The sequence below is a fragment of the Marinobacter mangrovi genome (genome assembly GCF_016798325.1).
Taxonomy (GTDB): Bacteria; Pseudomonadota; Gammaproteobacteria; order Pseudomonadales; family Oleiphilaceae; genus Marinobacter_A; species Marinobacter_A mangrovi.
In genome coordinates this window covers 180,587-205,517 of the sequence record NZ_JAERVO010000004.1, presented here as the reverse complement: position 1 = coordinate 205,517, position 24,931 = coordinate 180,587, and the positions used below count along the sequence as shown (strand labels likewise).

Here is a 24,931-nt window from a genome sequence, read left to right as displayed (position 1 = left end):
TTAACGCGACTCGACGGCCTTGTCGAGGATGGCCCGCATGTCCCGTACGGCCTCTTTCATCCCGGTGAACAGGGCCCGGGCAATAATACTGTGGCCAATGTTCAACTCATTGATGCCCGGGATCGCCGCCACCCGCTCGGTGTTGTGATAGTGCAGGCCGTGGCCGGCATTGACGATCAGCCCCAGTGAACGGGCATAGGCAACGCCATTGGCCACCTGTTTGAAGGCCGCTTCCACGGCCTCGGGCGTTTCCGCGTCGGCGTAGTGGCCAGTGTGGATCTCGATGACCGGGGCGCCACAACGCGCGGCGGCGTCGATCTGGTCCTGGTCGGCGTCGATAAACAGGGACACTTCAGCGCCGATGCGCGCGAGCCGCTCGCAGGCCCGGGCCACCCGCTCTTCCTGACCGGCCACGTCCAGGCCGCCCTCGGTGGTCAGCTCCTCCCGCTTCTCCGGCACCAGGCACACGCACGGCGGACGCACCTGCTCGGCAAACGCAAGCATGGCATCGGTGACCGCCATCTCCAGGTTCATCTTGCTGTTGAGCATGTCCCGCATCAGCATCACGTCCCGATCCTGGATGTGGCGCCGATCCTCCCGCGGATGAATGGTAATTCCGTCGGCACCGGCTTCTTCCGCCAACAGGGCAGCCTGGACCGGATCCGGGTAGCGGGTTCCACGGGCCTGGCGCAGCGTCGCCACGTGGTCCACGTTGACGCCCAGCAACACTCTAGGATTCATGCTTGTCTCCTCGCGATTGAGTGAACAGGGATCGGCTGTGCAACGGTCGCCCCTGCAAGAGATGATCGATCAGCACCCGCATCACGCGTTTGGCCGTGCGCCGGGCTTCCACAGACTCCAGCCGGTGATCCGCCAGTTCCAGCAGCACCTCACCACGCAAGCCCCGCAGCAGGCTGCCGGGGCCGGGTTCGCGTTGCAATCCCTGCTCCGGATCATAGTAGTAGTCACCGCCGGCCGTCACGGGCGTGCCGGCATCCATGGTCATCGCCCAGTCGAAGGCGTAGCCCATCGCCTCGATCAGGTGCCACTCGAAGCGCCGCAGGGTGGGCTCGAAATCGTCCGTTTCGGCCAGGGCATCCAGGGTTTCGATGTAGTGGGCGAACAGGGTCTGGAAGGGCTCTGCCGGGGGCAGCAGGCGCTGCAGCAATTCGTTCAGATAGAGGCCACAGTACAGCCGCTCGGTCCGGCGCAGGTCCGGACCCATGCGGCTTTCGGCCGAGGTCAGCGTTTTCAGATCAGAGCGCCCCTGCCAGGCCAGCAGCATGGGCTGGAACGGTTGCAGCTGCGCTTTGAGGGGGCTTTTGGGACTGTTGGCACCGCGCGCCACCACCGTCAGGCGACCGTGGTTGAGGGAAAACAGGTCCACCATCAGGCTGGTTTCACGGTAGTTCCGGCGATGCAGGACATAGCCGGGTTCCTGGTCGACCCTGTCAGTCATGCCTCAGGTCGTCTCCTGGTGTCATCCGGATGGTTGCCCAACGGCCGCCTCAGAAGTCGTCCATACCCAGGCTCTTGAGCGCCCGGTCGCTGTCGGCCCAACCTTTCTTCACCTTGACCCAGAGCCGCAGCATGACCTTGCTGTCGAACAGCTTTTCCATATCGATGCGGGCTTCCTGGCCAATACGACGGATGCGCTCGCCCTTGTCGCCGATGAGGATTTTCTTCTGGCCGTCACGCTCCACCAGGATCAGCGCGGCGATGTGCAGCACCTTGCCATCCTGCTTGAATTCCTCGATCTCCACGGCCACGGAATACGGCAGCTCGGCCCCCAGTTGGCGGGTGATCTTCTCGCGCACGATCTCCGACGCCAGGAAACGCTGACTGCGGTCGGTCAACTGGTCGTCCGGGTAGAAATGAATGCTGACTGGCAAGAGGCGGTCGACGGCCTTTTCCAGTGGTTCCAGATTCTGTTCACGCAGAGCCGACAGCGGAATGATCTCGGCAAAGTCGTATTTCTTGGCCAGCTCCGCCAGATGCGGCAGCAGGACGTCACGCTTCTCGATCTTGTCCACCTTGTTGACGGCCAGGATCACCGGTGCCTTCACGTTTTCCAGCTTCTTGAGGACCATGTCGTCCGCCGTGGTCCAGTGGGTCTGGTCGACCACGAACACCACGACGTCCACATCCTTCAATGCCGAGGACGCTGCGCGGTTCATGTAGCGATTCAGGGCCCGCGGTTCTTCCTCGTGCATGCCCGGCGTATCGACGTAGATGGCCTGCACGTCACCCCGGGTCTGGATGCCCAGCACCTGGTGGCGTGTGGTCTGGGGCTTGCGCGAGGTGATGCTCAGCTTCTGGCCCAGGATATGGTTGAGCAACGTGGACTTGCCCACATTGGGGCGGCCGACGATGGCGACAAAACCACAGCGGCTGTCGGGGTTGTCCGGTTGGGTGGGGTCGATCATCAATTATTCTCCACACCCAGTGATTTCAGGGCGTTGCGCGCGGCTTGCTGTTCGGCGACGCGACGACTGCCGCCGACGCCGGTGGTCTTGCGGTCCAGGGACGGTAAGGCGCACTCCACGTGGAATGTCTGGGCGTGCGCCTCGCCTTCGATGGAAATGACGTCGTAGCGTGGCAGCGGATACTGGCGGGACTGCAGGTATTCCTGCAGACGCGTCTTGGGATCCTTTTGGGTATCCTGCAGGTCGAGCCGCTCCAGCCGCTCGTTGAACCAGTCCAGCACCCGCGCCCGGCAGGTGTGAAAATCGCTGTCCAGATACATGGCCCCGATCACCGATTCCACGGCATCCGCCAGGATCGAGTCACGCCGGAAACCGCCACTCTTGAGCTCCCCGGAGCCCATACGCAGGTAGTCACCAAGGCTGAATTCCCGGCCGATTTCCGCCAGCGTCACGCCTTTCACCATGCGCGCGCGCAGACGGCTGAGTTGACCTTCCCGGGCATTCTCGAAATGCCGGTACAGATGCTCGGCGATGACCATATTCACGATCGAGTCACCCAGGAATTCCAGGCGCTCGTTATTCTGGTTGCCATGGCTCCGGTGGGTCAGCGCCAGCGTCAACAGCTCCGGATCCCGGAACTGGTAACCCAGACGCTTCTGGAGGCGGCCCAATTCGATTTCGCTTACCCTCACTGACCTGTCATCTCGTAGGCGTGATTGAAGTGGACAACGGCGTCCACATTCTGGAACAGATCCGTGCGCACCTCGTACTCAAGGTCGATGTGCACCTTGCCATCTTCCTTGTGGACCTTGATGAGCTTCTCGTCAAACCCGTCGACGTTGTTGACGCTCAGGCGCTTGCGGATCAGGGTCTGGACATCGCGGACGCTCAGATTGTCCAGGTTGTCGGTGTCATTCAGGCTCTCGATGGCCTCCTGAATGGTAATGTCGTCCAGGTAGATCGGCCCCAGTTTGATCACCAGGGTGATCAGGCTGCCGAAAAAAAGGACGGCGATGAGGATCCCCAGGGTGGAAGCGCCACGTTGAGTCTTCATTGATTTCTCTCTTTTTATTCCATGATTCCGGAATGGCCGAACATGGGCATTCCGACTACTTGATCAGGCCGACGCGATCAAAGCTCGGGATCCAGGACTCCAGGTGCATCCAGATGGCGAAGGCCTTGCCCACCACCAGATCTTCCGGAACGAAGCCCCAGTACCGGCTGTCGTTACTGTTGTCGCGGTTGTCCCCCATCATGAAGTAGTGCCCCTGGGGAACGACCCAGTCCCCTTCCCCATCCAGCCCGCGTCGGGTGTGGTTGAGAAGAATGTTGTGATGCACGCCTTCCAGGTTCTCTTCACGCAACTCCACCGGCGGCAGGTTGGCGACGAAATCGGATTCGATCACCTTGCCGTTAATCGCCAGGGTCTTGTCGTGATAGCTGATCTTGTCCCCCGGCAGGCCGATCACCCGTTTAATATAGTTGGTCTCGCCATCCTTGGGGTATTTGAAGACCATGACGTCCCCGCGCTCCGGCTCACCGATCGGTACTATCTTGGTTCTCAGTACTGGCAGTCGCAAGCCGTAGGCAAATTTGTTGACCAGAATGAAGTCACCCACCTGCAGGGTCGGCAACATGGAACCGGAGGGAATCTGGAACGGCTCCACCAGGAAGGAGCGCAGCACCAGGACGATCGCCAGGACCGGGAAAAAGGACCGGCTGAGTTCGACCAGGTAGGGCTCGCTGGCCTCCTCCTGCTCCTCGCCGGTGCGTTCTCCGGGCGGGACACTGCCGGTGCCGCCGCTGGAGGATTCTGACAGACGGGCCTCCCGACGTGACCGCAGGAACAGCCGGTCTGCCAACCAGATCAGGCCAGTGGCGAACGTCAGGGTGACGAGGATCAGGGGAAAATCGATATCCATGCTTGGGTCCTAGTTGTCGACGCGCAGTACGGCAAGAAACGCTTCCTGGGGCACCTCGACATTACCAAGCTGCTTCATGCGCTTTTTACCTTCTTTCTGTTTCTGCAACAGCTTCTTCTTCCGGCTGACGTCACCGCCGTAGCACTTCGCCGTCACGTTTTTGCGCAGTGCCTTGACGGTCTGACGCGCGATGACGTGATTGCCGATTGCGGCCTGCAGGGCAATATCGAACATCTGCCGCGGAATAAGTTCCTTCATCTTTTCCAGGACCGCCCGGCCACGGTGATGGGACTGATTGCGATGGACGATCAGCGCCAGCGCATCCACCCGGTCGCCGTTGATCAGGATATCCAGGCGCACCAGGTCCGCGGTCTGGAATCGTTTGAAATGATAATCCAGTGAGGCAAAACCGCGACTGGCGGACTTGATCCGATCGAAGAAATCGAGAACCACTTCACCCATCGGCAGTTCATAGGTCAACTGCACCTGGCTGGCGAGGAACAGCATGTTCTTCTGCACACCGCGCTTTTCTTCGCACAGGGCGATGACGTTACCCAGGTGCTCCTGCGGCACCAGAATGTTCGCCTCGACAATCGGCTCGCGCATTTCCTCGATGCTGCCGATGTCCGGCAGGCGCGACGGGTTGTCGACGTACAGCGTTTCGTTCTGCTTGGTGAGGACCTCGAACACCACCGTCGGCGCGGTGGTAATCAGGTCCAGGTCGTACTCCCGTTCCAGCCGCTCCTGGATGATCTCCATGTGCAGCATGCCCAGGAAACCACAACGGAAACCGAAACCGAGGGCGTCGGAGCTTTCCGGCTCGAAGAAGAGGGACGCGTCGTTCAGGGTCAGCTTGTCCAGCGCTTCCCGGAAGTCGTCGTAGTCGTCGGAACTGACCGGGAACAGGCCGGCATAGACCTGCGGTTTGACCTTCTGGAAGCCCGGCACCATGGCCGTATCCGGCGTATTCTGGTGCGTGATGGTATCGCCCACGGGGGCGCCCTTGATGTCCTTGATGCCGGCGATCACGAAGCCGACCTCACCGGTACCCAGCACACCGGTATCGGTGGGCTTGGGCGTAAAAATTCCCACCTTGTCCACCTGCCAGGCGCGGCCGGTGGATTTGATCAGGATCTTGTCGCCTTTGCGCAATGAGCCCTGGCGCACCCGAACCAGTGAGACGACACCCAGGTAGTTGTCGAACCAGGAATCGATGATCAGCGCCTGCAACGGGCCTTCCGTATCCCCCTGGGGCGGCGGCACCAGACGGATCAGCTCTTCCAGCACGTCCTCGACGCCCAGGCCGGTCTTGGCGCTGCAACGCACCGCCTCGGTGGCCTCGATGCCGATGATGTCCTCGATTTCCTGGGCGACGCGATCCGGCTCGGCCTGGGGCAGGTCCATCTTGTTGAGAACCGGCACCACTTCCAGCCCCTGCTCGATGGCGGTGTAGCAGTTGGCCACGGACTGGGCCTCGACACCCTGCCCGGCATCCACCACCAGCAAGGCGCCTTCGCAGGCAAACAGCGAGCGGGACACCTCGTAGGAAAAGTCCACGTGGCCCGGGGTATCGATCATGTTGAGTTCGTATTCAATGCCGTCCCGGGCCTTGTAGCGCAGGGTCACACTCTGCGCCTTGATGGTGATCCCCCGTTCACGCTCCAGGTCCATGGAGTCCAGGACCTGTTCGGCCATTTCCCGGTCGGTCAGGCCGCCGCAGACCTGGATAAAGCGGTCAGCGAGCGTGGATTTTCCGTGATCGATATGGGCGATGATGGAAAAGTTACGGATGTGGCTCAGGTCAGTCACAGAATCGGGTGTCTCACGTCAGAAAAATGTCCGGCGCGCCGGCGCTGGACCGGCGGCAGATTTGGGAAGGCTGATTTTACCGGTTAAGCGGCGCTATTGCCATGTAAGCCGATCAGGATTTATGCAGACCCGACAAGAGCCCGTGAAAACGACGGCGCCGGACTTGGCGCCGTCGTCACAGGATCTCATGACGCTCCCATCAATAGCTGTTTCTTTCCTGCTGTCGCACCAGGAATCCGATCAGGGCGTCTTCATCCAGCGGGTAGCTGAACAGGTTGCCCTGCCCCTGGGCGCAGCCGTTGGCGCGCAGGAAGGCGAGCTGCTGCGGCGTTTCCACGCCCTCGGCAATGACCGCCAGGTGCAGCTTGTGAGCCAGCGCAATCACGGCCGAGGTGACGTCGGTGGCGGTGGCGTTGTAGGGAATGTCGCGAATGAAGACCTGATCGATCTTCACCGCATGCAACGGCAGGCGTTGCATCGCCGCCAGCGAGCAGTTGCCGGCTCCGAAGTTGTCGAGAATCAGGTAGACGCCGATATCGTGCAGTGCCGTCATCAGCGGATGCACCACGTCCGGCTCTTCGTTGAGCAGGTCCGCCGGCAATTCGAGTTCCAGCTGCTCCGGTTTGACGCCGGTCTCGGTGATGACCCGCCGGAACATATCGAGGAAGTTGGGATCGGTCACCTGCCGCGACGACAGGTTCACGGAAATCTTCAGCTCACCGAATCCGGCCCGCTCCAGCGCCTGGATCTGGATACAGGCCTGGCGCAGCGCCATTTCACCGAGACGGACAATCAGGCCCGACTCTTCCGCCAGATTGATGAACTGCTGCGCCGGCACCAGCCCCCGATCCGGATGTTGCCAGCGCAGGAAAGCTTCGACGCCGAGGATGTGATCCTTCTCCAGGTCGAACTTGGGCTGGTAGTGGAGCACAAAGCGGTCCGCATCCAGGGCGTTGCTCAGCTCCTCCTGCTGCAGCAGGCGACGGGCCGCCTGGATATTCAGCGCCGAGGTGAAGAACTGGACGTTGTTGCGCCCCAGCTCCTTGGCCCGGTACATGGCCAGATCCGCGTACTTCATCAGCGAGGTGGCGTCTTCGCTGTCACCGGGGATCATGGCCAGACCGATACTCACGGTCACGCCAACCTCATGCTCACCCAGACGCACCCGCTGGCACAGCCGGCGCAGGATACTTTCTGCCACCGCCAGGGCCGCATCCGAACCGCTTACCTCCGACAGCAATACGACAAACTCGTCGCCGCCCAACCGGGCCACCGAGTCTTCCTCGCGCACACAGCCGCTGAGCCATCCGGCCACCGTTTGCAGCAGGTGATCGCCCACATCGTGGCCCAGGGTGTCGTTGATCCGTTTGAAGCCGTCCAGGTCCAGGAACATCAGGGCGGCGGCATTGCCACTGCGCTTACAGCGGCGAATCACGTGTTCCAGACGGTCACGGAACAACTGGCGGTTGGCCAGCCCGGTCAGCGGATCGTAGAACGCGAGGCGATGCAGTTCTGTCTGGGCGGCCTTGAGTTCAGTCAGGTCGCGCAGACTGACCACCACACCGTTGACCCCGGGTACGTCGGTCATCGCGGTGTAGGTGCCTTCCATGTCACGCCATTCACCCTGGGCATCGCGGATGCGGGCATGCACCACCGGCAGCCCTTTGCCCGGCTCGGTGAGCGCCTGATCGAAACAGTGCTGCAGCTGAGGCCAGTCGTCCGGATGCACCTGGTCTTCGAGCTGCAGGTTGGGAACGCTGCCCGGATCGTAGCCGAGAATCGTCTCGGACGATGGGCTGACGTACTGGGTCTGCCCTTTCTGGTCGAGAATCAGGGTGATGTTGCTGGCGCCCTCGGTGATGGCCCGATAACGACCGGCGTTGATCTGGGCCAATAGTCGCGAACGGATCATCGCCAGAGAGAACGCGAACAGCAGCAAACTGATGATGACGCCGGCTACCAGCACGATCAGCGGCCGCGGATCCGATGAGCGAAAATCAAACGCCGGCGTGGTGTGCGTCTGCAGCAGCCACGTGCGCCCGCCGTGCTCGACCTTCTGGGTCATCTCAAAGGTGTAGTCGTCGTCCAGCGAACCCAGGTTGGAGGCGTACATCAGATCCTCCTTCACCGGCACGTCGCTGTCGTAGATGCGCACGTCGAGGAACGGCGCAATCAGGCCGACGATCCCGTCCATCAGGTTGTTCATGCGGAAGGCGCTGAACACGAAGCCACGCAATCGCATGCGCCGCTCTTCCAGGATATTGGGCACCTTGTCGCCCTGGTAGACCGGGAAATACATCAGGAAGCCGGCCTGTTCGTCGTCCACCTGCTCCTGCACCAGGACCACCTTGCCGGTCATGGTGGCCTTACCGGTATCGCGGGCTTCTTCCATGGCAATGCGGTGGGTGGGATCACCGAACGCGTCGTAGCCGTAGGCGCGTTTGTTGCGCTGGGTACTGGGTTCCAGGAACACGATCGGGTGATACTCGGCGCGCACACCGGCGGGATTGATCAGGTAATCCGGCAGCCCCTGGTCCCGGATCCTGCGCACGAAGTCCTTGATTTCATCCCCTTCCACCCGGGCGGTGTAGCCAATCCCCTGGATACCCGGATAGTAGCGGTTGATGTCCAGCTTGTTGACGTACAGGCGCCAGTCGTCACGCCCAACCAGGTCGGCGACGGCAAACAGGCCGGCACTGCCGGCCAGCACCTGTTCATAGTTGAGCAGCCGCTCCTCGATGGCCGTCTTCAACTGCATGGACTGGTTTTCAAAACGCGCCTGGGTCCGGTCCTGGACCAGGCGGATGGAAAACTGCCAGGCACCGGCGGTCAGTAGCAGGGAGATCAGCAAGACCAACCAGGCTATGCGAGAAGAGGAGCGTCGGGCCAGTTGTCCCAGGGTTACTTCCTTCGCCATTACTTCAATCCATTGAATCGGGGCAAGACGCCCACGGTCAGAAATGCACCCGCAGCCCCCGGATCGGGGGGCTGCGGGCCCTGATCAATTTTAAACCGGGGAGTATAGCAAAACCCGTCGCGGATCGTGCCACGACGGGGTCAAATGACAGGAAGGAAGTAAGCGCCGACGGGACGCCGGCGCCGACAGGGTTACTTCTCGGTCTTGATGACGAGGAACGTCGACTGCCCCTCGCGCATGACCAGAACCGGAATCGCCTTGCCCTTGGGCAGGTCACCGGCAATGCGGCGGAAGTCGTCCACGGAGCTCACGGTCTCGTTGTTGAGCTTGCGGATCACGTCGTCGGGACGGATCCCCGCATCCAGGGCCGGTCCCGTTCCAACGTTCTGCACCAGGACACCATCCTTGATACCCAGCTGCTGGCGCTGGTCGGCGGTCAGGTCAGCGACGGACAGTCCCAGCGGGCCATTACTCACGGAGGGAGACGGCTCCTCACCAGTGCTCGCCTGACGGTCCTCGGGCAGCTTGCCGATGGTCACATCCAGCTCCTTTTCCTCACCGTTGCGCAGCACCGTCAGCTCGGCCGACTCGTTGATCTTGGTGCGCCCCACCATCGGTGGCAGATCGGAGGACAGATTGATCGGCTCACCGTTGTATTCCAGGATGATGTCGCCCGGCTGCAGTCCGGCGGCCTCCGCCGGCGAGTCTGGCAGCACTTCAGCCACCAGCGCACCACGTGGACGCTTCAGGCCGAATGACTCGGCCAGGTCCCGGTTGACCTCCTGGATCAGCACGCCCAGCCAGCCACGGGAAACGAAGCCCTGGTCCTTGATCTGATGGAATACGTTCATGGCCACGTCGATGGGAATCGAGAAAGACACACCCATGAAGCCACCAGAGCGGGTATAAATCTGGGAGTTGATGCCGACCACTTCACCGTCGAGGTTGAACAGCGGGCCGCCGGAGTTACCCGGATTGATGGCCACGTCCGTCTGGATGAACGGGACATAGTTCTCGGAAGGCAGTGAACGGCCGATGGCGCTGACGATGCCCGCGGTCACGGTGTAATCGAAGCCGAACGGCGACCCGATCGCGAAAACCCACTCACCCTGCTGCAGGTCGCTGGAGTGGCCCATCTTGACCACCGGCAGGTGGTCGGCCTTGATCTTCAGCACGGCGATGTCCGAGCGCGGGTCCGTGCCGATCACCTTGGCATTGAGTTCACGACGATCGCTCAGGCGCACGATGATTTCGTCGGCCCCTTCCACCACGTGGTTGTTGGTCAGGATGTAGCCATCCTCGGAGACAATGAAACCGGACCCCATGGAATGCAGCGGCTGCTGTTGGCCGGGCTGTTGCGGGCCATTGGGCCCTTCGAAGAAGCGGCGGAAGAATTCGGGCATCTGATCCAGCTGACGCTGGTCAAATGGCATCCCTGCCTGAGATTTGGGGTTCTGCGTCGTGCTGATATTGACCACAGCCGACGAGTTCTCCTTCACCAGCCCGGTAAAATCAGGCAACTCGGCATGGGCGCGGCTTGCCAGCAGCATCATGAACGCCAGAATGGGCGCAAACCAGACTCTCAGGTTCTTTTGGGGCATACCTCACTCCAGAATTTGGTTGGGTTTTACAGAATGGACACGTCTATTTTCTAGGCAGACTCTGCCGTTTCAAATTAAGGAAATGTTATGCGGAGCCCGGTCCCGGTCAGGGCGCTCCCAACGGGCCCGAATCCCGCACAGTGACTGGCTCGACCGCCACATGATGCAGATCAACACGCAACAGGACCGGTTCAAACCCAGGGTTCTTGCGTCGATCACGGGAACTTATCCGAAGCGCTCCAAAACCGACGGCCAACCCCAGGGCGCCCCCCAGAATGGCCGGCCCGTCCTGGCCGGGCCAGAGAGTCGCCGCAACCATGGCGCCCAGCAGCAGGGCCAGCAGGGGCCAGGCATATACCAGCAGCGACGCCTTCAGCAATTGCGATTCCTCGATACCGAGCGTGACCTGGTCACCCACGCGGGCGCCGAGTGGGTTGTGCACCCGAACCTGATTGGCTCGGCCATCGGTCATACTGGCCAGCGCCCCCTGACCGCAGCCTTTACGGGCGCTGCAGCTGCCGCAGGTACTCTGGCGAATGGTCTGCACCCAGACGGCGTCGTCAATCTCGGCAACGACGGTCCCGCTTTCCTCAATCATGATCGTCTCCGGGCACCACAGCGGTGTCCGCTTTGGCGGCCGACTTTTCGGCCGCCTGCGGTGCCGGTTCCTTTTCAATCCGAATCGATTGAGCCACTTTGACAGCCGTTTCCGGCGGAATTTCCCCAACCACCGTCACCAGATGACGTTGATCACCTGCTATCAGCTTGCTCATGAAGATCGTGGTGGCGCCGATCCGTGAAATACCGGTCGGCATATCCATGTTCCCCACGGGTGCAACGAACACCGAGAAGGAAGCCAGTCCGTCGGAGAACGCGATTGCCTGCCCTCCTGGCGGATGCGGGGCCGGCGTTGCCTGGAACCCTTCCGGATGCCAGCTGAGTTTCCAGGTCACGTTTGGCATGGGCGGTGGCGGAGAGGGAGGCGGTGCCGGATGCGCCCCGCCGACAGCCAGCTTGCGGGTCGACTCCTGCGAGGGGATACGGAATTCACTGTCCGGAATGTCCTTGGTCAGCTCGAGCATGGTGAACTGGAAACGCTCCAGCACCTTGTCGTCGTTGCTCAGTACCTGGCTTTTGACCAACAGTCCTGAGGTTTTCTCGAGCCACAGCCGATAGCGGTAGCGATGAATGTCCTTGGGATTAAGGGCGACGACCACCGCCTTGTGTCCGGCCACCCGATCGTCGTCAAGCAGCCTGGCCGCGTACCAGCGCCGCACAGGCGCCATCTTGTCGGAAAAGACTTCGGAGAAGGGACCGGACGGCAGCATGGCATCCAGTTGAATACGGCCATGGGAAGGCAGTATGCAGAACACGCGGCCACCCCGGCGGATAATCTCGCCCTGGTCGCCATCCTGGATCACCAGGCGCTCCTGCACCTCTCCATCCTTGAATCGGTGGGCGATGCGCATGGAGCTGACCTGATCCCCCCGACTATAGACGAACACCCCTTTGTAGCTGGTGGTGTTCAGCGCCGGTCCCATCTGTTCAAGCCAGCCTTCGGCGGTGGTGGGCATATCCCCGGCCCAGACCGAAGCCGAAAGCACCCAGGCGCTTACACCACAGGCCAGCCGGGTGAGGAAGGTGTGACGTCTGTTGATTCCTGAATGGGCCATTGGATCAGCGCAGGCCGGTCGACACGCTGGCCACCCGGGCATACCCCATCGAGCCGTACCCCATGCCCACACTGTTATGCTGGGCGTGTTCAAGCAGATAGCGGCTCATTTGCTCCCGCTGTTCGTCATCCAGCCCCTGCAGGGCAATTTCAGGCACGCGGGGCGTATCCTGGGCGTCATCGTCGTCATTGCCGTCCAGACCCAGACCCGCTGTCAGGGCACCGGCACCGGTCTCATCGGAAATGCCCCAGTGGGCCCCCGCGCCAAAGCCGACCAGCAGGGCCATGGACACCGCGGCCACCGCCGACCAGCGCAGGGAGCGCCGTGACGGGTTGGTCGCCTTCGCATCGGCGTCTCGTTCAGGCAATTCGGCATTGGCATCGATAGCGTCGCGAACTGCGCTGCTGACATCCACCGTGGCCAGGTCACGACGCTCGTCATGCATCAGATTGCGCAGTTGCTGCCATCTCTGCCACTGCTCCCGGATTTCCGGTTCACCGGCACGAGACAACAGACGATGCACAGCCAGTTCGTCGGCCTGATCATCCATCATGGCTGACAGCGTCTCTCTCAGACGATCATCCATTGCGCATGCACCTCAAAATCAACAACACCGTTTTAAATTCTGTAGACACTCAGTCTGCACTCAACATCGGGGCCAGCTCGCGGTCCACGGCATCCCGTGCTCTGAATATCCGCGAGCGTACCGTTCCGATCGGGCATTCCAGGATCCGGGCGATGTCTTCATAGCTCAGACCCTCGTATTCCCGCAACAACAGGGCCGAACGCAACTCTTCCGGTAAACCGCTGATCGCGCGCTGCATGGCTTCATACATTTCCTCGCGCTGCATCAGCTTCTCCGGGGTGGCCACATCGCGCAACCAATCACCGGAATCGAGCCGTTCGGCTTCCTCGGCCTCCATGCTGCCACGCGGGCGCCGCCCGCGGGATTCCAGGAAATTCTTGGCGGTATTCACCGCAATCCGGTAAAGCCAGGTATAAAAGGCGCTGTCACCGCGGAAGCGTTCCACCGCGCGGTAGGCCTTGACGAATGTTTCCTGCGTGAGATCCAGAATGTCCTGGGAGTCGTTGGTATAGCGGCTGATAATGGATGCCACGCGGGACTGGTACTTCAGCACCAGAAGATCGAACGCAGACCGGTCACCCCGCTTGACGCGCTGGATGAGCTGCTTGTCGGTCTGACTTTCAGAGGGAGACTGTGGCGTGCTCTCTGTCACCGGTTTCTTCGCCGTTTGGCCGCCTGCATTCGGGCGCTCTGGCAGGGAGGTTACCGTGGCTTTCTCCGGGGTGCCCTCCCCCGAACTCGTACGGCAGTCCCGCAGGGCCGAAGTTGGCAATCTGGATAACGTCATGCTGCAGTCCCATTCGCACTTGACTTGAAGGCTCTCTGCCAACCCTGACTTGTGGCAGGTAAGCCCGTGTGGCCAAATAGACAGCAGCCGTAAAGTTTAGTTCAATAGCGCCCTCATTATGGCCCGCGATACCGAACAGATGCCACAGTCCCACCAATATGATGTGCTGATTATCGGCAGTGGTGCCGCCGGCTTGAGTGTCGCACTCAACCTGCCCGCCCATATGAAAGCCGCCGTCATCAGCAAAGGCGAACTGACCAGTGGCTCCACGCTGTGGGCCCAGGGCGGTATCGCCGCCGTCCTGGATTCAGAGGACAGCGTCGAGGCACACATCCGGGACACGCTGAACGCCGGCGCCGGCCTGTGCCATGAAGACGCCGTGCGCTTCACGGTTGAACACAGCCGCGAAAGCATCGAGTGGCTGATCGACAAGGGTGTTGATTTTACACGGGATGACGACCAGAAGTACCACCTCACCCGTGAAGGCGGTCACAGTCATCGCCGTATTATCCATGCCGCCGATGCCACCGGTCAGGCCGTTTCCCACACGCTCAGCGACCGGGTTCGCCAGTGTGCCAACGTGGAAATCCTGGAGAATCGGGTCGCCGTCGACCTGATCACCCATCGCAAGCTGTCCCTGCCCGGTAACCGCTGTGTGGGCGCCTACGTGCTCAATCTTGACGACAGTCATGTCGAGTTGTTCCGCGCACGCTTTGTGGTGATCGCTACCGGCGGCGCCAGCAAGGCCTACCGTTATACCAGCAATCCCGACGGGGCCTCCGGCGACGGCATCGCCATGGCCTGGCGAGCCGGCTGCCGCACGGCCAACATGGAATTCAACCAGTTCCACCCGACCTGCCTGTACCACCCGCACGCCAAGTCGTTCCTGATTACCGAGGCGGTGCGTGGCGAGGGCGGCCGCCTGCTGCTGCCCGATGGATCCAGCTTCATGGAACATTTCGACGAGCGCGGCGAACTGGCCCCGCGGGACATCGTGGCCCGGGCGATCGACCATGAAATGAAGCGGATCGGTGCCGATCATCTCTACCTGGACATCAGCCATAAGCCGGCTGATTTCGTGAAGACCCACTTCCCTACCATCTACGAACGCTGTCTGGCGTTCGGGATCGACATGACCCGGGAGCCGATACCGGTGGTACCGGCGGCCCACTACACGTGTGGCGGCGTGATGACCGACCACCGGGCACGCACCGACGTCAACCAGCTCTACGTGGTCGGCGAAGCCGCCTTTACCGGCCTGCACGGCGCCAATCGCATGGCCAGCAACTCGCTGCTGGAATGCTTGGTGTACGGCCGTTCTGCCGCCGAAGACATCGCCCGGCTGGACAACGACATTCCCGATCCGCCGCAGGCACCGGCCTGGGATGAGTCCCAGGTCCGCGACTCGGATGAAGACGTCGTGATCTCGCACAACTGGGATGAGCTGCGTCATTTCATGTGGGACTACGTCGGCATCGTGCGCACCACCAAGCGCCTGCAGCGGGCCAAGCACCGGGTCGATTTGCTGTCGCGGGAGATCGGCGAGTTCTACAACAACTACCGGGTCTCCAACGACCTGCTGGAACTGCGCAACCTGGTTACCGTGTCCGACCTGATCATCTGTTCGGCCATGCAACGCCGGGAAAGTCGCGGCCTGCATTACACTCTCGATTTTCCCGGAGTGCTGCACGAAGCGCGGGACACTATCCTGACGCCCACCACTTTTCGTTCCCGGGCGCCCTAGTACCCGGAATCTGTTTTCACCCTGAGGTCGTTTTGTATGGATCGTGATGTCGAATTCAAGCGTCTTTACTGGCACAGCCGACGCGGCATGCTGGAGCTGGATGTTCTGCTGATCCCTTTCCTGGAACAGGTCTACCCAGACCTCCCGCAAGCCGATAAGGCGCGCTACCAGAAGCTGATCGACTGCGAGGATACCCAGATCTACCAGTGGTTCATGCAGCGCGAACGCCCGGAAGACCCGGATCTGCAGGTTATCGTGGATATGATCCTGGATCGTGTACAGCCGGATTAACTTGCCGCTGCAACGCTCCCTGCCGCTGGCAGCCCTGCTGGCACTGTGCTGGGCATTACCCGCCGGTCTTGCCCTGACGCTGACCACCGGCCTGCCGGCCGGCCAATTGATGGCATCGGTGGTGTTCGCAGGGATTGGCTGGCGCAGTGTGCGGCATCTTGCCCTTCTGGAAAGCCAACAGGCGGTTACGGGATTGAGCCTGAGACGGCAGCAGTTGTCGGTCCGCACGGCCGAAGGTAGCGATATCCCTGTCAAGGTGGCTGCCAACAGCCGACTAACAAGCCGCGTTGCACTCTTGAAACTGCAGCCCGAGGCCTCCACCTTGAAGGAACACACAGTCCTGCTGGTGAATCTGCCGTTCTGCACGAACGTCGATCCGGACGCCTTTCGGCGTTTGCGAGTGTGGCTTCGTTTTGCCGGCAGTCCATCGCCCTCTTCGAATCAACCGGTCTGACAGGAGTAGCGCATGTCCGATTCCGCCGCGCCGCAAGTCGCTTCCGCCCAACGCCCGAGTCATGCGTTTGCCAACCTGGACAATGTCCAGCTCTATCGGGTGGGCGGCAAGGATCCCCGCAAATTCCTGCACGGCCAACTCAGCCAGCATATGGATGAGGTGACCGAAACCCGCGCACGCCGAGCGGCCGCCTGCACCCCGAAAGGCCGGGCCTATGCCGTATCACTGCTGGTCGGCGAGCAAGACGCCATCCTGTTGCGTCTGCCCAAAGCCATCGAAGAGCGCATCACCAGCCAACTGAAAAAATTCCTCATGTTGTTCCGCGGCACGGAGATGACCAGCCTCGACAGCGCCCGGGTATTTGGCCTGTGGGGCCTCGAGGCGGCGCGTAGCCTGTCGGCCGATGCCGATACCCTCGACACGACCGGTGACGCGCTGACACTGGAAGACGGCAAACTGATCCGGGTTCAGGACACCACCGAAGGCGTCCCCCGTTACGAATTCTGGCGCCTCAGTGGCGACCGCCTGCCGGAGGCCCCGACCGCCACCCCGGCGGATTGGGCGGCTGCCGAGATCAGTGCTGGCCTGGCCGAACTCGACAGCGACAGCAGTGAGGCCTATGTCCCCCAGATGCTGAACTTGCAACACGTCGATGGCATTCACTTCAAGAAAGGCTGCTACACCGGCCAGGAAGTCATTGCGCGCATGCACTACCTGGGGCAGCTCAAGAAGAGCCTGTTCCGCCTGGCGGTCTCTGCCGACCAAACCTTGCACCCGGGCATGTCGGTGATCGCCGGTGACAAGGCCGTCGGCGAACTGGTCAACGTGGTCAGCTTCGACGACGGTCGGCAGGAAGCGCTCGCCGTGATCAAGCACGCCGCTCTGGACGCGCAGCCCTGGAGGATTGACGGGGCGGAAGGCACGGTTGAACGCCTGGATCTACCCTACCCGGTGCCAGAACAGGAAAAGGCCTGACGCGAGCCCGAGAACCAACAACCGGCCGTTGCGTCGCCCTTGCAGATACGTTTTGTGACGGCTGCGGCTGGATTTATTTGCTATAACTGCACACTAACGGCGTTGCGCCCTGCTTTTCATGCCAGTCACCGATGGATGGAACATCTCACTATGGCGACGATTTCGGAAACCCTTAAAGACGATCTGACCGCTGCGATCGAGAGCGACAAGCTGGTCCTGCCGACCCTGCCCGAAGTGGCCCTCCAGGTCCGGGAAATCGCAGAGGCAGAGGACTCTTCCATACAGGACCTGGTCAAGGTCATCAGTAACGACACCGCCCTCTCGGCCCGCCTGATCCGGGTCTGCAACAGCCCGCTGTTCCGGGGTTCCCGGCAGATCGAAAACCTGACCATGGCGGTCAGCCGTCTGGGCATGGCCTACACCAGCAACCTGGCCATGGGTCTGGCGATGGAACAGATGTTCCAGGCCACTTCCGACATGATCGACAAGCGCCTGCGGGCCACCTGGCAAACCAGTACCGAAGTGGCCGGCATCTGCCATGTCCTGGCCCAGCACTACACGCGCCTCAAGCCGGACCAGGCGACTCTGGCCGGCCTGGTACACCTGATCGGCGTGCTGCCGATCCTGCGTTATGTGGAAGACAACGAAGTTCAGATCAGCAGCATCATGCTGGACAAGGTCATCGAAGAATTGCACGCCGATATCGGCCAGCGCATTCTCAAGAAGTGGGATTTCCCGACGGAACTCCAGACCGTCCCGGGCGATTTCACGGACTTCCAGCGTGTCGTCCCCAAGGCCGATTACGCCGATCTGGTGATGATCGCCAACCTGCAGCTGGTCGCCGGCACCGAGCACCCGTTCACGGAGCTGGACTGGAACACCATCCCCGCGTTCGAGCGGCTGGGCCTGGACCCGAACATCGATATGAGCCAGGAAGAAGACCTGAACGCCGAAATGGAAGCGGCGATGGCGCTGCTCCAGTAAACGGGTACAGACGCCAAACGCAAAAAAGGCCGGTGATTCACCGGCCTTTTTTGTATCGCGCGATCAGCTCTTCCTGATTGGGCAAGCCCCAGTCGATGGGCGCCCGCCCCTTTTCCACCAGCCACTCGTTGGTCTGACGGAAATGACCGCAACCAAAGAAGCCCCGATGCGCGCTCAGTGGAGACGGATGCGGCCCCTGCAGGACGAGGTGCCGGTTCCGATCGATGATCCGCCCCTTCTTCTGGGCATAGCTGCCCCAAAGCAGAAACACCACGCCTTCGCGCTCGGCATTGATGTGCTCGATCACGCGGTCGGTGAAGTGCTCCCAGCCCTTGCCCTGATGGGCGCCCGCCTGGCCCTGCACCACGGTCAGTACGGCATTGAGCAACAACACCCCCTGATCGGCCCAGGGCTGCAAACAGCCGTGATCCGGTGGATCAATGCCCAGTTCCGCCTGGATTTCCTTGAAAATATTGACCAGTGACGGCGGCGTTTTGACGCCCGGTCGCACACTGAAGCACAGACCATGGGCCTGCCCCGGACCGTGATAGGGATCCTGCCCGAGAATGACCACCGACACCTTGTCGAAAGGGGTCGAATTCAGTGCGTTGAAACAATGCTGACGGGCTGGAAACAGCGTCTTGCCCGCCTGCTCTTCCTGGGCCAGGAAATCAGCCAGCGTTTGCAGGTACGGCTGCTCGAACTCGTTACCGAGACGTTCGAGCCAGCCGCGATCGGGCTTGAGCTGCTGTCGCAGGGCTTCGGCCGCCGGATGCATGGACTCAGGCCTTTTCCGGACGCATCGCCGGGAACAGGATCACGTCCCGAATGGACGGCGAATCGGTCAGCAGCATGGTCAGCCGGTCGATGCCAATCCCTTCGCCCGCCGTCGGCGGCAGGCCGTATTCCAGGGCGGCGACGTAATCCTCGTCGTAGAACATGGCTTCGTCGTCGCCAGCCTCTTTTTCCGCCACCTGTTCACGGAAACGCTCGGCCTGGTCCTCGGCGTCGTTCAACTCCGAGAAGCCGTTGGCGATCTCGCGACCACCGACGAAGAACTCGAAACGCTCGGTGACGAACGGGTTGGCATCCTTGCGGCGGGCCAGTGGAGACACTTCCGTCGGGTACTCGGTGATGAACGTGGGCTGCATCAGGCGATGCTCGACGGTCTTCTCGAAGATCTCGATCTGGACCTTGCCCAGCCCCCAACCTTCCTTCAGTGGAATACCCATGTCCGACGCGATGCGCCGGGCCGCGTCGGCATCCGCCAGGTCTTCGGCCTTGATGTCCGGATTAAACCGCAGGATGGAATCGAACACCGTCAGGCGCTCGAAAGGCTTGCCGAAATCGTATTCCACGGTTTCGGTCTCGCCGTCGGCCAGCAGCCGGGTGTTGGTGACGGTCGTGGTCTGGAGGACTTTCTCGGTCGCTTGCCGCAGCATGGCCTCGGTGTGATCCATCAGGTCGTTATAGTCCGCGTACGCCTGGTAGAACTCCAGCATGGTGAACTCGGGGTTGTGCCGGGTCGAGAGCCCCTCGTTACGGAAGTTGCGATTGATCTCGAACACCCGCTCGAAACCGCCCACCACCAGGCGCTTGAGATAGAGTTCAGGTGCAATGCGCAGGTACATATCCATGCCCAGCGCATTGTGATGGGTAATGAACGGACGCGCGGTGGCACCACCGGGAATGGCCTGCAGCATCGGCGTTTCCACCTCGATGAAGTCACGCTCGGCGAAGTAGTTGCGGATGCTGTTGATGATCTTCGAGCGGGCCTCGAACACGCGGCGCGAATCCTCGTTGACCATCAGGTCGACGTAGCGCTGGCGATAGCGCATCTCGGTGTCGGTCAGGCCCTTGTGCTTTTCTGGCAGCGGGCGCAGGGACTTGGTGAGCAGCTTGTACTCATCCATCATCACGTACAGATCGCCCTTGCCGGATTTGCACAGTTTGCCGCGAACCCCGATGACATCGCCCAGATCCCAGTGTTTGGTGTCCTTCTGCACGTCCTTGGAGGCGTATACCTGAATCCGGCCACTCACGTCCTGGACCACCTTGAACGCCTTGCGATCAAGCATCAGGCGGCCTGCGATGGCCACTTCCAGACCCAGCTCTTCCAGCTCTTCCTTCGATTTATCGCCGTAGGCCTTCTGCAATTCCGCCGCCGTGCTGTCACGTCGGAAATCGTTGGGGAAGGCGTTGCCCTGCTCGCGCAATTCGGCCAGCTTGGCACGACGCTCGGCAATGAGCTTGTTGTCGTCCTGCGTTACGGCGTTGGGGGTCTGGTCGGTCATGATCTCTCGCTAGCGTGTTCAGGCCCGGCGGATGACGCCGCCGGGACCGCGGTTGGTTTGCAGATTAAAGGGCCATTTTCAGGCTGGCTTCGATGAACTTGTCGATGTCACCGTCCAGCACGGCCTGGGTGTTGCTGGTTTCCACCTTGGTGCGCAGGTCCTTGACCCGGCTGTCGTCGAGGACGTAGGAGCGAATCTGGCTGCCCCAGCCGATGTCGGACTTGGCGTCTTCCTGCTTCTGCTTCTCGGCGTTGCGCTTCTGCATTTCCAGCTCGAACAGTTTGGCCTTGAGCTGTTTCATGGCCTGGTCTTTGTTCTGGTGCTGGGAACGGCCGGCCTGACAGGCCACCACCGTATTGGTCGGCAAGTGCGTCAGACGAACCGCGGACTCGGTCCGGTTAACATGCTGACCACCGGCCCCGGAGGCGCGGTAGACGTCAACCCGCAGATCCGCCGGATTGATCTCGATCTCGAAGCTGTCGTCCACTTCCGGCGATACGAAGACCGAGGAAAACGACGTGTGACGGCGATTGCCGGAGTCGAACGGGGACTTGCGCACCAGGCGATGCACGCCGGTTTCCGTCCGCAGCCAGCCGTACGCGTACTCGCCCTGGATGTGGATGGTGGCACTCTTGATACCGGCCACTTCCCCTTCCTGCAGCTCGACGATGTCCGCCTTGAACCCCCGGCGCTCGGCCCAGCGCAGGAACATGCGCAGCAGCATGTTGGCCCAGTCCTGGGCTTCCGTACCGCCGGAGCCGGCCTGGATGTCCAGGTAGGCGTTGTTCTCGTCCATCTCGCCGGAAAACATGCGGCGGAATTCGAGCTTTTCCAGGTCTTTGTCCAGCTCCGCCAGATCCGCCTGGACATCGGCACCCGCCTGCTCGTCCTCTTCCTCGGCGGCCATCTGGATCAGATCCTCGGCATCGGCCAGCCCGGTGGTGAGCTTGTCGATCGTCGTGACGATCAGCTCCAGGTTGGCGCGCTCCTTGCCCAGGTTCTGGGCCCGTTCCGGATCCTCCCACACAGCGGGGTTCTCCAGTTCGCGCTCTACTTCGACCAGTCGTTCACTCCGCTGATCGTAGTCAAAGATACCCCCTAAGCGCTTCAGTGCGCTCCCGGAGATCCTTGATGGTATTCAGTATCGGATTGATTTCCATGTAGCATCCATTTGACGAAAAGAATAAATCGGATACATGGCCGGAGGCTCCGGCCAGCCGGGCATTTTACCGGACTTCCGCCGCGAAATCAGCCGGCTCGATGTAGTCCACCAGCAGCTGCAGCTGTGTGCGCCCGCGGAAGGTGTTGGCGTCCGGCTTGTAGACGATGCGGGCGCCGGTTCGGGTGAAGTCGGGCACGTCGGCGCCGGTATTGAACGCAATGCCGTCGATCACATCGCCACCGCCCTGGGGACGCAGCACCATCTTGAGATGCTTCTCACCCACAATCCGCTGGTTGATGACTTCAAACTCACCATCGAATGCCGGCTCCGGGAAATGCTGCCCCCACGGCCCCGAGCGTTTCAGCGTGTAGGCCGTATCCAGGTTCAGCTCATGCGGCGCCAGCGTGCCGTCGGTGGTGATCGACGCCTCCAGCGCGTCGGCCGTGATGGCTTCGCGAACCACCCCGTCAAACGCCGCCGAGAAAGCATCCAACTGGTCGGCGCCAATCGACATACCGGCCGCCATGGCATGGCCACCAAACTTTTTCAGCAGGCCCGGATGGCGGGCATCCACCGCCGCCAGCACATCGCGGATGTGCAAGCCTGGGATCGAGCGCGCCGATCCTTTCAGCAGCTCACCGCCGTCATCCGGGGCAAAGGCGATGACCGGACGATGGGTCTGCTCGCGGATGCGCGCGGCCAGGATCCCGATCACGCCCTGGTGCCAGTCCGGATCGTACAGCGCCAGCCCCCAGGGCAGACCGTCGATGTCCAGCGAGAGCGATGCCAGCAGCTCCTGGGCCTGCTCTTTCATGCCGGACTCGATAGTGCGGCGCTCACGGTTCATCTGGTCGAGTTCGTTGGCCAGGCGGCGCGCTTCGTCCCGGGAATCCGCCAGCAGGCAGGCGATGCCCAGGCTCATGTCATCCAGCCGGCCTGCCGCATTCAGGCGAGGGCCCACCACGAAGCCCAGATCCGTCGCGCTGATCTGGGTATGATCCCGGCCCGCCACGTCCAGCAACGCCAGGATACCGGGCCGTGCTTCGCCCTGGCGGATCCGGCGCAGTCCCTGCTCGACGAAAATACGGTTGTTGTGGTCCAGCGGCACCACGTCAGCGACCGTGCCAAGGGCGACCAGATCCAGCAGACACCCCAGGTTCGGCCCCTTGCCTTCAAGCATGCCCTGTTCCGCCAGATGACGCCGCAAGGCGGTCAGCACATAGAACATGACGCCGACGCCGGCGGCGTTCTTGCTCAGGAAAGGACAGCCCTTCTGGTTAGGGTTGACGATGGCATCCGCGTTCGGCAGTTCGTCGCCGGGCAAGTGGTGATCGGTGACCACCACGCGGATGCCCCGCTGCACCGCCGCCGCCACGCCATCGACCGCCGCGATACCGTTGTCTACGGTAATCAACAGATCCGGCAGTGCGCCCTCCTCTTCCAGGCGCTCGATAATGCCCGGCGTCAGGCCATACCCGTCGGAAAACCGGCTGGGCACGCGAAAATCCAGGGAAGCGGCGCCCATCATCTGGAGTCCCAGCATGGCAACGGTGGTGCTGGTAGCGCCATCCGCGTCGAAATCCCCCAGGATCAGGATGCGCTGCTTTTCCCGAATGGCCTCGGCAATCAGCGTGACTGCACGACCAATGCCGCGCAGGTCAAACGGCGACGCCAGCTCCCGCAGGGTGTAGCTCAACTCGGCTTCGGACCGGACTCCGCGCGCCATATAGAGTCGCTTGAGCAGGGGTGGCAGGGCATGGCCCCAGTCGGCTGGCTGGTCCGGCAGGGGACGCCGGACGATTTTGCGTGGCGTCATAATGTTTTTTCAGACAGTTGAATGCAATGCGGCCCCGACGGGGCCGCACAACGATCAGGCGTGTTTCCAGTGGGAAGCGATGAAGCCCTGGACGGCGCCCAGGTCATCCTCCAGTACGGTGTAACGCTCCTCCCGATCGAACAGATCCGCGAGATGCTGGGGCAACTCAGGTGTCACCCCCACGCCCGATTGTTTGACCGCGTCCGGGAATTTGGCCGGATGCGCAGTTCCCAGCGTGATCATCGGCACGGCAGGATCGCGCCGACAGGTCCGGGCGGCCTTCACGCCGATCGCTGTGTGCGGATCCAGCAGGTATTCGTTGGTCTCGAAGACATCGCGAATGGTATCGCAGGTGCCGGTATCGTCCACGGCAGCGCTGTCGAACAGCTTGCGCGCGTTCTTCCAGCGGTAATCCTCGATGCTGACCGGCCCTTGCTGGGCCCGCTCCAGCAGGTCACGCACCGCATCCCCGTCACGACCGTGCAGATCGAACAGCAGTCGCTCGAAGTTGCTGGAGACCATGATGTCCATGCTGGGCGACAGGGTATGTTCCAGCTGCTGCTGCTCGTAGCGGTTGCCACTCATGAAACGGTGCAGGATGTCGTTCTGGTTGGTCGCGATCACCAGCTGGCTGATCGGCAGCCCCATCTCACGCGCCAGATAACCGGCAAAGATATCGCCGAAGTTACCGGTGGGCACCGAGAAGGCCATGCTGCGATCCGGACCGCCCAGCGCCAGCGACGCCTGAAAGTAATAGACGATCTGGGCCATGATCCGCGCCCAGTTGATCGAGTTGACTGCCACCAACTGGGTCTTGCCTTTGAGGAAAGACTGGTCGCCAAAGCTGGCCTTGACCATGCGCTGGCAGTCGTCGAAGTTGCCCTTCACCGCGAGGTTGTGAATATTGTCGCCCTGCACGGTCGTCATCTGGCGACGCTGCACCTCCGACACCCGCTGATAAGGGTGAAGGATGAAGATGTCCACGTGCTCGCAACGGCGACAGCCCTCAATGGCCGCAGAACCGGTATCGCCGGATGTAGCGCCCATAATGACCACGTGCTGCTTGCGCTTTTCCAGCACATAATCCAGCAAGCGGCCCAGCAGCTGCAGGGCAAAATCCTTGAACGCCAGGGTCGGACCGCGGAACAGCTCCATCACCCATTCATTGCTGTCCAGTTGCACCAGCGGCGCGACCGCCTTGTGGGCGAACTGGCTGTAGGTGTCGTCGAGCATCGCCCGGAAATCGTCTGCGGGAATGGCCTCCTCAACGAACGGGAACATCACCTTGAAGGCCAGATCGCTGTACGACAGCCCCCGCCAACTGCGGATTTCTTCCAGGCTGAACTTGGGCAGGGACTCCGGCACGTAGAGGCCACCATCGGTGGCCAGACCGGTCAGCAGAACATCTTCAAACCCCAGGGAAGGCGCGCTACCGCGCGTACTGATATATCTCACGATCAAATCCTGTCTGGGGTGGCGGCGCCCGGCCG

The 24,931-nt window shown here is 61.6% G+C and carries 23 protein-coding genes; 5 read left to right on the top strand and 18 right to left on the bottom strand.

Annotated elements, in window-relative coordinates:
- From pdxJ to rpoE, 13 genes are all read right to left on the bottom strand, one after another.
- Window positions 1-741 carry a pyridoxine 5'-phosphate synthase gene (pdxJ, locus tag JL474_RS13955; RefSeq protein WP_123635819.1) on the bottom strand — a complete coding sequence of 247 codons (741 nt, stop codon included), beginning with the start codon at window positions 739-741 and terminating at the stop codon, window positions 1-3.
- On the bottom strand, window positions 731-1,459 hold the full coding sequence (gene recO, locus JL474_RS13950; RefSeq protein ID WP_203142523.1) for a DNA repair protein RecO: 729 nt from the start codon (window positions 1,457-1,459) through the stop codon (window positions 731-733). The genes pdxJ and recO overlap by 11 nt, the downstream gene beginning before the upstream one ends.
- A 49-nt stretch (window positions 1,460-1,508) precedes the next feature.
- Entirely contained in the window at window positions 1,509-2,426 is a 918-nt protein-coding gene (gene era / locus JL474_RS13945; protein ID WP_123635821.1) for a GTPase Era, read from the bottom strand.
- Window positions 2,426-3,118, bottom strand: a complete 693-nt coding sequence (rnc, locus tag JL474_RS13940) for a ribonuclease III (RefSeq protein ID WP_123635822.1) — start codon at window positions 3,116-3,118, stop codon at window positions 2,426-2,428. Before rnc ends, era begins: the two co-directional genes overlap by 1 nt.
- Window positions 3,115-3,480 carry a DUF4845 domain-containing protein gene (locus JL474_RS13935; RefSeq protein WP_123635823.1) on the bottom strand — a complete coding sequence of 122 codons (366 nt, stop codon included), beginning with the start codon at window positions 3,478-3,480 and terminating at the stop codon, window positions 3,115-3,117. Before JL474_RS13935 ends, rnc begins: the two co-directional genes overlap by 4 nt.
- A 55-nt stretch (window positions 3,481-3,535) precedes the next feature.
- Window positions 3,536-4,348 (bottom strand): signal peptidase I, encoded by an 813-nt coding sequence (gene lepB / locus JL474_RS13930; RefSeq protein WP_123635824.1) that lies wholly within the window; start codon window positions 4,346-4,348, stop codon window positions 3,536-3,538.
- Between the two features lie 9 nt (window positions 4,349-4,357).
- Window positions 4,358-6,157 carry a translation elongation factor 4 gene (lepA, locus tag JL474_RS13925; RefSeq protein WP_123635825.1) on the bottom strand — a complete coding sequence of 600 codons (1,800 nt, stop codon included), beginning with the start codon at window positions 6,155-6,157 and terminating at the stop codon, window positions 4,358-4,360.
- A gap of 199 nt (window positions 6,158-6,356) precedes the next feature.
- Entirely contained in the window at window positions 6,357-9,074 is a 2,718-nt protein-coding gene (locus tag JL474_RS13920; RefSeq protein WP_203142522.1) for a bifunctional diguanylate cyclase/phosphodiesterase, read from the bottom strand.
- 191 nt (window positions 9,075-9,265) lie between these two features.
- Complete coding sequence (locus JL474_RS13915; RefSeq protein ID WP_203142521.1) at window positions 9,266-10,675, bottom strand: DegQ family serine endoprotease; 1,410 nt, start codon at window positions 10,673-10,675, stop codon at window positions 9,266-9,268.
- 106 nt (window positions 10,676-10,781) lie between these two features.
- Entirely contained in the window at window positions 10,782-11,273 is a 492-nt protein-coding gene (locus tag JL474_RS13910) for a SoxR reducing system RseC family protein (protein ID WP_203142520.1), read from the bottom strand.
- Complete coding sequence (locus JL474_RS13905) at window positions 11,266-12,348, bottom strand: MucB/RseB C-terminal domain-containing protein (protein ID WP_236012262.1); 1,083 nt, start codon at window positions 12,346-12,348, stop codon at window positions 11,266-11,268. Before JL474_RS13905 ends, JL474_RS13910 begins: the two co-directional genes overlap by 8 nt.
- A 4-nt stretch (window positions 12,349-12,352) precedes the next feature.
- On the bottom strand, window positions 12,353-12,934 hold the full coding sequence (locus tag JL474_RS13900) for a sigma-E factor negative regulatory protein (protein ID WP_123635829.1): 582 nt from the start codon (window positions 12,932-12,934) through the stop codon (window positions 12,353-12,355).
- Window positions 12,935-12,983: 49 nt separating this feature from the next.
- Entirely contained in the window at window positions 12,984-13,721 is a 738-nt protein-coding gene (gene rpoE, locus JL474_RS13895) for an RNA polymerase sigma factor RpoE (RefSeq protein WP_223808001.1), read from the bottom strand.
- Window positions 13,722-13,860: 139 nt separating this feature from the next.
- On the opposite strand from rpoE, the gene nadB reads away from it, so the two are divergent.
- The 5 genes from nadB (at window position 13,861) to JL474_RS13870 (ending at window position 18,169) form a co-directional block, all read left to right on the top strand.
- The gene (nadB, locus tag JL474_RS13890) at window positions 13,861-15,465 is read left to right on the top strand and encodes an L-aspartate oxidase (RefSeq protein WP_190294933.1); all 1,605 of its coding nucleotides are present in this window, start codon (window positions 13,861-13,863) and stop codon (window positions 15,463-15,465) included.
- A 36-nt stretch (window positions 15,466-15,501) separates the two neighbouring features.
- Window positions 15,502-15,756 carry an FAD assembly factor SdhE gene (locus JL474_RS13885; protein WP_203142519.1) on the top strand — a complete coding sequence of 85 codons (255 nt, stop codon included), beginning with the start codon at window positions 15,502-15,504 and terminating at the stop codon, window positions 15,754-15,756.
- Between the two features lies 1 nt (window position 15,757).
- The gene (locus tag JL474_RS13880; protein ID WP_203142518.1) at window positions 15,758-16,210 is read left to right on the top strand and encodes a hypothetical protein; all 453 of its coding nucleotides are present in this window, start codon (window positions 15,758-15,760) and stop codon (window positions 16,208-16,210) included.
- A 12-nt stretch (window positions 16,211-16,222) separates the two neighbouring features.
- Window positions 16,223-17,185 carry a CAF17-like 4Fe-4S cluster assembly/insertion protein YgfZ gene (gene ygfZ / locus JL474_RS13875; RefSeq protein WP_203142517.1) on the top strand — a complete coding sequence of 321 codons (963 nt, stop codon included), beginning with the start codon at window positions 16,223-16,225 and terminating at the stop codon, window positions 17,183-17,185.
- Window positions 17,186-17,335: 150 nt separating this feature from the next.
- Window positions 17,336-18,169 carry an HDOD domain-containing protein gene (locus tag JL474_RS13870; RefSeq protein WP_203142516.1) on the top strand — a complete coding sequence of 278 codons (834 nt, stop codon included), beginning with the start codon at window positions 17,336-17,338 and terminating at the stop codon, window positions 18,167-18,169.
- A 37-nt stretch (window positions 18,170-18,206) separates the two neighbouring features.
- Here the strand turns inward: JL474_RS13870 and ung are convergent, their stop codons facing one another.
- The 5 genes from ung to thrC all read right to left on the bottom strand — a co-directional run bounded on the left by ung (window position 18,207) and on the right by thrC (window position 24,896).
- Window positions 18,207-18,947: a uracil-DNA glycosylase gene (ung, locus tag JL474_RS13865; RefSeq protein WP_203142515.1), complete on the bottom strand. Its 741-nt coding sequence runs from the start codon at window positions 18,945-18,947 to the stop codon at window positions 18,207-18,209.
- A gap of 4 nt (window positions 18,948-18,951) precedes the next feature.
- Complete coding sequence (gene lysS, locus JL474_RS13860) at window positions 18,952-20,463, bottom strand: lysine--tRNA ligase (RefSeq protein ID WP_123635836.1); 1,512 nt, start codon at window positions 20,461-20,463, stop codon at window positions 18,952-18,954.
- 64 nt (window positions 20,464-20,527) lie between these two features.
- A protein-coding gene (gene prfB / locus JL474_RS13855) for a peptide chain release factor 2 (protein ID WP_123635837.1) occupies window positions 20,528-21,623 on the bottom strand; the annotation gives its coding sequence in 2 pieces (ribosomal slippage) (window positions 20,528-21,559 and window positions 21,561-21,623; 1,095 coding nt in all).
- A 66-nt stretch (window positions 21,624-21,689) separates the two neighbouring features.
- Entirely contained in the window at window positions 21,690-23,441 is a 1,752-nt protein-coding gene (recJ, locus tag JL474_RS13850; protein WP_203142513.1) for a single-stranded-DNA-specific exonuclease RecJ, read from the bottom strand.
- A gap of 54 nt (window positions 23,442-23,495) precedes the next feature.
- Window positions 23,496-24,896, bottom strand: coding sequence for a threonine synthase (gene thrC, locus JL474_RS13845; protein ID WP_203142512.1), 1,401 nt, complete (start codon window positions 24,894-24,896; stop codon window positions 23,496-23,498).
- Window positions 24,897-24,931 lie beyond the last annotated feature (35 nt).